Annotated in this window: 3 protein-coding genes and 1 pseudogene; all 4 read left to right on the top strand. The window is 36.3% G+C overall.

Annotated features, from left to right (window positions below; genetic code table 11):
- Window positions 1-195: 195 nt before the first annotated feature.
- Entirely contained in the window at window positions 196-1047 is an 852-nt protein-coding gene (locus VFS71_RS17550; protein ID WP_326402906.1) for a sulfate/molybdate ABC transporter ATP-binding protein, read from the top strand.
- Window positions 1048-1163: 116 nt separating this feature from the next.
- Window positions 1164-1511, top strand: coding sequence for a winged helix-turn-helix domain-containing protein (locus VFS71_RS17545; RefSeq protein ID WP_326402904.1), 348 nt, complete (start codon window positions 1164-1166; stop codon window positions 1509-1511).
- A gap of 120 nt (window positions 1512-1631) precedes the next feature.
- Window positions 1632-4199, top strand: a complete 2568-nt coding sequence (locus VFS71_RS17540) for a TonB-dependent receptor (protein ID WP_326402902.1) — start codon at window positions 1632-1634, stop codon at window positions 4197-4199.
- Between the two features lie 123 nt (window positions 4200-4322).
- Window positions 4323-4550: pseudogene (locus tag VFS71_RS17535) on the top strand (ABC transporter permease); the annotation flags it as partial.

Below are 4550 nucleotides of genomic sequence, written 5' to 3'. Positions count from 1 at the left end.
GGGAAGTATTCCGAAAGAAACGAAAGTAGTTTCCATTACAATTTACGAAGAAGTCGAATCGATGAATTACGATAATGCCAATGTTTATGCGGGGATATTGTTTGTATTTTCTTTTTCCATTTTGCTAGCCGTTCATTTAATTAATAACAAAAGAAAAACAGCTCTTTATTAATGATACAATTTAAAACCCATAAAATGCTTCAGACGGCAGATGGCAAATTACCGTTGGATGTTTCTTTCACTATCGAGAAAGGTCAGTTTCTGGCTATTTATGGAAATTCGGGAGCCGGAAAAACAACACTCCTCCGAATATTGGCAGGACTTACCAAAGCCGACAAAACACACATTGAAGTTGCCAATGAAATTTGGGACAATTCTCAAAACAAAATTCATTTATCCGTTCAAAAGCGCTCCATCGGATTTGTTTTTCAAGATTATGCATTGTTTCCTAATTTGACTGTAAAAGAAAATTTAGAGTTTGCCCTGCAAAAAAATGACAATACCCAAATCGTTTCCGAATTGATCGAGCTTATGGAATTGCAGTCTTTACAAAACAGCAAGCCTCAAAATTTATCAGGCGGGCAAAAACAGCGCGTGGCTCTGGCGAGGGCTATCGTCCGCAAACCAAAAATCCTTTTACTCGACGAACCGCTCTCGGCACTTGATGATGAAATGCGTTTTAAACTTCAAGATTATATCTTGAAAATCCATCAAAAGTACCAATTGACAACTTTGATGATAAGCCACAACATCCCTGAAATATTCAAGCTTTCGGACAAAGTTATCATTTTGGACAAAGGAAAAATCCTTAAAGAAGGAACACCCGGCGAAGTCTTTTCGGAAGAAAAAATTAGCAGCAAATTCAAATTGACGGGAGAAATAATAAGCATTACCAAAAGCGATATTATTTATGTAGTTCAAGTACTTTCCGGAAACAATATCGTAAAAGTAATAGCCACCGAGGATGAAATAAAAAACTTTAGCATTGGTCAAAAAGTATTGGTAGCTTCCAAAGCATTTAATCCAATCATCCAAGTTATTTCATAAATTTGAAATTCAAATGAATTATATCTTATTTATAAGTAAAAATACTTATGTTTGCAAAACATTTCTAAGTACATTTATTTAAACTACTTATAAAGTACCATTTCCAAAACCTATTTATGCCAAAAAATAAAAAATATGATATTAAAGTTAGACTTTGGGTTGAAGAAGCCGAAGGTCCTTTTTTGGGTATTGGAAAAATTTGGTTATTGGAAAACATTGGCAAAACAGGTTCTATTACCAATGCCGCCAAAGAAATGAAAATGGCCTACCGTCAAGCTTGGCAATTAGTCGAAGAAATGAACAAACGCGCCGAAAGTCCTTTGGTGGAAAAACTACTTGGTGGAAAAGGCGGCGGCGGAGCCAGATTAACCGAAGCAGGAGAAAATGCCATTCAAACATTCTATGAACTGGAAAAGAAAGTTCAGGATTTTGCAAAGAAAGAATCCATTAACCTGAAGTTCTAGATTTTTTTTATTTAGCAGTATTCATTTTTAAACACACTGAATTATAACAACCAAAAAACAATCATAGCAAATTACTAATCATCAGTATTCATTTTTAAACATACTGAAAATTTATTTTTTATGAAATTAAAACTATCCTTATTTCTAGCATTATTAAGTTTCAAAAGTATTGCGCAATCATCAAAAGAAAATCAAAATAAAGACCAAGACACTATCAAAAAAGAAATCCTCAAAGAAGTAGTAATCACGGCTTCCCGTACACAAGAAACTTTTTTGCGTTCCCCAATTAGTATCGAACAATTAAAATCTACCGATGCCAAAAAATTTGGTTCACCATCCAATTTTGATGCATTGGAAAACTTAAAATCAGTTCAAGTTATTACACCCAGTTTAGGTTTCAAAGTCATAAACACCAGAGGGTTTGCCAACACAACCAATGTTCGATTTGCCCAATTAGTAGATGGAATAGACAATCAAGCACCACATCTGGGCGCACCAATAGCCAACGCACTTGGTGCAAACGACCTAGACATCGACAGAATCGAAGTTATACCAGGATCGGCTGCCGCTTTATACGGAATGAATGCCATCAATGGATTGGCAAATATCCAGACTAAAAATCCGTTTGAGTATCAGGGAATGAGTATTCAACAATTAACAGGCGTCAATCATATAGGGAATGTAGATCGTTTCTCCCCGCAGCTTTTTACCACAACGAATTTGCGTTACGCCAAAGCATTCAACTCCAAAATCGCATTCAAAGTAAACGGTTCTATCACAAACGGAACCGATTGGGTTGCCGACAACCGAACTGATTTGGTTCCAAACATTAATGCTTCGACCAATTTGTATGGCAACGACAACCCCGCTTATGATGAAGTGAATGGGTATGGAAACGAATCCTCAAACCGAAGAACTCTTACATTAAACAATAAAAAGTATGTGGTTTCCAGAACGGGTTACCGAGAAACCGACATTGCAGATTATGGCATTCAAAATTACAAATGGGATGCCGGTTTGTACTTTAGACCAAAAAAAGGACACGAATTGGCGGTAACATACAAAGGAGCTATAATCAACACGGTCTACCAACGCTCCAACCGTTTCAGACTAGACGATTATAAATTAAGTCAGTACGCTATTGATTATCACACCGATATTTTTATGGTTCGCGCTTATTTGACACACGAAAACACTGGCAATTCATACAATATGCGCTCTTTGGCAGAAAATATGGATCGTGCTTTTAAATCAGACGACAAATGGTTTGCCGATTATACTACTGCCTATAATAATGCCGTAACCAATGGATCAGGCGTTGCTGATGCTCATAAAATTGCAAGAACAACATCCGATCAAGGAAGATTTATTCCCGGCACTGATGCTTATGAACAAAAGAAAGAAGAACTCGTTAATATCAACAACTGGGATTATGGCGCCGCCCTTCGTGTAAAATCGGACCTTATCCATACTGAAGGTTTATTGAACTGGGACAAAGCTTTTGCTGACTTTTTCAAAAAAATTGACGCACAGCTCTTAAGTGGATTTGATTACAGAACCTATATTATTGTTCCCGACGGAAATTATTTTATAAATCCAGTTAATGTCGCTGAAAACTTAACTTATGGAAAAACAGGCGGATTCACTCAATTAAGCAAAGATTTATTTAGCAAAAAATTACGACTGAGTGCCGCAATCCGAGCTGACAAAGCTGATTATTTTGATGTGAAATTTACGCCAAGAGTTACAGCCGTATATTCTCCAAAAGAAGAAATTAACTTCCGAGTTTCTTACCAAAGCGGTTACCGTTTCCCGAGTATTTTTGAAGGTTTTTCTAATGTAAACAGTGGTGGCGTAAAACGAGTTGGAGGGTTGCGAATAATGTCCGACGGCATTTTCGAAAACTCTTATACCAAAGTGTCTATCGACAAATTTCAGGCACAGGTAACCAGCGACATCAACACTCTTGGTCTAACACAAGCGCAAGCCATCGATAAAAACAAAGCAACAATCCGAAAAAACCCATACACTTATTTGGAGCCTGAATTTGTCCGTTCCTTCGAATTTGGTTTTAGAGGTGTTGCACTAAAAAAGAGTTTGTTTATCGACGCCGACTTTTATTACAACAGATACGAAAACTTCATTGCACAAGTGGAAGCCAGTATTCCAAACACAACCGATCCCGCACAAATACCAACTGCTCTCTATTCTAAAGCTACTCAAAGTCGCTACCGTTTATGGACCAATTCTAAAAGTAAAATATTCAATTATGGAAGCAGTTTGGGATTGAAATACCAATTCAATAGTACATTCTCAGCTTTAGGAAATATAACCTATTCCAAATTAGACAGAACCGATGACAAAGACGGGCTGGAAGACGGCTTTAACACACCACAAATTATGGCAAACGGAACGATAATAGCTGATAATTTATGGAAAAATCTTGGCGCAAGTATTAACTATCACCAACAAAGCAAATATGATTATGTTTCTTTCCTAGTGAGTGGTGCAGTACCCGCTTATTGGTCAATGGATGCACAAATCAACTATAATTTTGAAAAACCGGGAGTTGGCGCCAAGCTTGGAGGAACAAATATTCTCAACAAATCGTACTACTCCATTTTAGGTGGACCACAAATTGGAGCTCTTTATTACTTGTCATTAACTTGGAATATAGGTAGAATTTAAACCAAAAACACTCTTATCCAATGCCAAATAATAGTTATTTAAACGAAAGTTAAAACTTTGGGACTTATTAACTTCAAATTAAAGAATATGTTTATTATTTTTACCCCATAATTTAGACATACTATGAGTTCATCCTTTGAAAAGTTTCAAAAGCGCAGGTTAATTTCCTCTTATTTTTCAGTAGTCCTAAGTATATTCTTAGTATTGTTTCTACTAGGTATACTGGGATTTTTTATCATCAATTCCAAAAAACTAGCCGATGACTTCAGAGAAAAAATAGCAATGACTGTTTTTTTCAAAAATGAAGCCAATGACTCTATTCTTAAGGCATTTGGTCAGGAACTGAAAACC

This window comes from Flavobacterium sp., assembly GCF_035760125.1.
Lineage (GTDB): Bacteria > Bacteroidota > Bacteroidia > Flavobacteriales > Flavobacteriaceae > Flavobacterium.
Note: the sequence above shows the minus strand (reverse complement) of the source record. Positions and strands in the feature narration are given on the sequence as shown.

Coding starts and splice junctions, on each gene's coding strand:
- VFS71_RS17540 (WP_326402902.1), top strand. CDS start 1,632: ATGAAATTAAAACTATCCTTATTTCTAGCATTATTAAGTTTCAAAAGT.
- VFS71_RS17550 (WP_326402906.1), top strand. CDS start 196: ATGCTTCAGACGGCAGATGGCAAATTACCGTTGGATGTTTCTTTCACT.
- VFS71_RS17545 (WP_326402904.1), top strand. CDS start 1,164: ATGCCAAAAAATAAAAAATATGATATTAAAGTTAGACTTTGGGTTGAA.